Here is a 2,640-nt window from a genome sequence, read left to right as displayed (position 1 = left end):
CTTCGGATAATCGGGGATCGTGCGGATCGATTGGGCGAGATCGCTCATAGGGGCCTCCCCCCTCTCCCGATGGGAGAGGGGCCGGGGATGAGGGCTTGCCGCGGCGCCTCGCCGAACGGTTCCCAACGGCTTTCGGTCTAGTACACAAGCCCCAGCGCCGTCGAGCCGTTTTCGACGAAAGTCGGGCGCCTATCTGACGCCTATCGGCGGACAGCGGGAGGCAAGCGATTGCGCGGGGCGGGGTTCCCGATTAGTTTGACAGAGTCACATTTCCCTGCCGAGGCGCGGTTTAACCAGAGTCCCTTCTGTGTTGGGTGCGGAAGCGGGATTCGATGGCGCCGCGACGGCGCTCATGGCGCTCGTTGATACGGGCGACGAGCGCCTCTCTCCCCTCCTGTCGGACTCCATCTAACCGTGCGACAGCGGCTTAAGAGTCTGACTCGAAAGTTCATGCGGGATTGCAGAGCCTTCGCAACATGAGGCGGATGGAGGCGAAGCGAAGGAACACGAGGGCTGTGAAGCTGAGGTTCTCCCAGTCCTTGGCCAGTCTTCGGCAGCGGTTGAGCCAAGCGATCGTTCGCTCGACGATCCAGCGCTTGGGCAGCGTGACGAAGCCTTTTGCCTGATCGGATCGTTTGACGATCTCGATCTTGACCCGAGACAGGATCTTGGCGACCGCTTCGGCGAAGATCGGCCCCTGATAGGCGCTGTCGGCGAACAGTTTTTCGAGATAAGGGAACCGGCCAAGCAGCGTCGCGAGCAACAGAGCTCCGCCGTCGCGGTCCTGAACGTCGGCGGAATGAACGATGGCCTGCATCAGCAGCCCTTGCGTGTCGACGAGAAGGTGGCGCTTCTTGCCCTTGATCTTCTTTCCCGCATCGAACCCGTGCGGATCGATCGAGGCCCCGCCTTTTTCCGCGCTTTTCACGCTTTGGCTGTCGATGATGGCGGCGGTCGGGCTGGCCTCGCGTTCGGCCTGCTCGCGACACTTTTCGTAGAGCGCGTCATGGATGCGATCCAACACGCCATCAATGCTCCAGTCGCAAAAGTAACGATAGACGGTGCTGCGCGGCGGCAAATCCCTGGGAAGATAACGCCATTGGCATCCGGTGCTCAGCACGTACATCACGGCGTTGAGCGCCTCTCGCATGTTTGTTTCGCGTTTGCGGCCTCCTCGCCTCGCCGGAGGAATGAGCGGTTCAACATGCGCCCACTCCTGATCCGTCAGGTCGCTCGGGTATCGCAAATGGTCACGCTTGTATTTCGCTCGGTTCTCGTTCGTCCACATTGGCGCCCCCGATTCGGTTCTCCTTCTATGGAATCACAACCGATTCATGGGACTCAACAACTTTCGGGACGGACACTTATCGTTGGGCCTGTCCTTAGTACGAGATCAGTTAGGCAAGCGCTTTAGCCGAAGTTCGCCGATTGGGGCGGGGTGGAGGGGATAACGCTCTGAAAATGTTGAGGCGACCCCCGGAAGGTCGGCACTACAGGGGGAGTGCGGCGGCGGCCTGGGCGGCGGTGATTTTGGGGGGCGGCTGGTCGGGCAGGTCGAGCTTGAGCCGGTGCAGGAGCAGCGTCAGATCGGGCTGCGGCTGGGTGTATCGGGTCAGCTGCAATTGCCGGCCGTCGGCGGTCGGGATATGAACGTCGATCATCTGAACGGCGGCGAATTTCTCGAACACGCTTCGCGGGGTGAGGCCCGGCGCGAGCCCTTTGAGGCGGCGGCCGAGCGTGACGTGCAGACAATAAGCGAGAAAGGCGATGAAGATGTGCGCCTCGATGCGCCATGGCTCCTGATGGTGGATCGGCCGGACGGCGAGGTCGCCCTTGAGCGTTCGAAACGCTTCCTCCACCTGGACCAGTTGGATGTAGTAGCTCCACAAGGCGGCGGGATCGCTCTCGGTCAGATTGCTGCGCAAGAGATAGCGCCCTTCGCGCCGACGCGCCTGCTTGAGTTTCTTGCGATCGAGCCGATAGCGGAATGCGGCCCGCTTCGGGTCGATCTCGACCTCGACCAGGCGCCATCCGCGCGGCCACTTGGCTTTGGCCTGTCCGAGTTTGATCAAGAGTTCGTCGCGCGCCAGATTGACGGACATCCTGTGCAGGTCTTTCAACCGCGCCCATAGCCCCTTCAATTGCCGCCTGCGCATGCTGCGCTCCTTGGCGACCCGGTCGAGGCTTTGGGCGAACACGTAGAGCTCGCCGTCCTGCGGCAACAGCTTGACCTCGACGCCGGGGCGGGCCTCCTGCCAAGGCTTGCTGATGAGGTCACGCTCGAGTCGGCTCAGGCGTCCCTTCGGCACGCCGACGAGATATTGCACGGGCGGATTGGCCTCACGCATTTCGGCGAGCGTTTCCTCGGTGGGAATCCCGCGATCCATCACCCAGATGCGCCTGGCTTTGCCGTATTGCCGTTCGATCTTGCCGAGAAAATCCCGCAGCGTCGTCTTGTCCGACGTGTTTCCGGACAGGACTTCGTAGGCGAAGACCCTCGGGCGTGACCACCAGCGCGATCACCACCTGCACGCAGTCGGGCCGGTGATCGCGCGAGTAGCCGAAGCGCCGCTTGTCGCCCTCGCCGAACGGCGGCTCGGCCTCGAAATACGTGCTGGTCAGATCGTAGAGCAGGAGATC

The 2,640-nt window shown here is 62.3% G+C and carries 1 protein-coding gene and 1 pseudogene; both read right to left on the bottom strand.

Annotation, left to right across the window (positions count from 1 at the left end; all coding sequences use genetic code 11):
- Positions 1-448 precede the first annotated feature (448 nt).
- Positions 449-1,288, bottom strand: coding sequence for an IS5 family transposase (locus tag VEJ16_03835; GenBank protein ID HYB08780.1), 840 nt, complete (start codon positions 1,286-1,288; stop codon positions 449-451).
- Between the two features lie 202 nt (positions 1,289-1,490).
- A pseudogene (locus VEJ16_03830) lies at positions 1,491-2,640 on the bottom strand (IS1634 family transposase).

The sequence above is a fragment of the Alphaproteobacteria bacterium genome (assembly GCA_035625915.1).
Taxonomy (GTDB): Bacteria; Pseudomonadota; Alphaproteobacteria; order JACZXZ01; family JACZXZ01; genus DATDHA01.
This window is presented reverse-complemented; position numbering and strand designations above follow the sequence as displayed.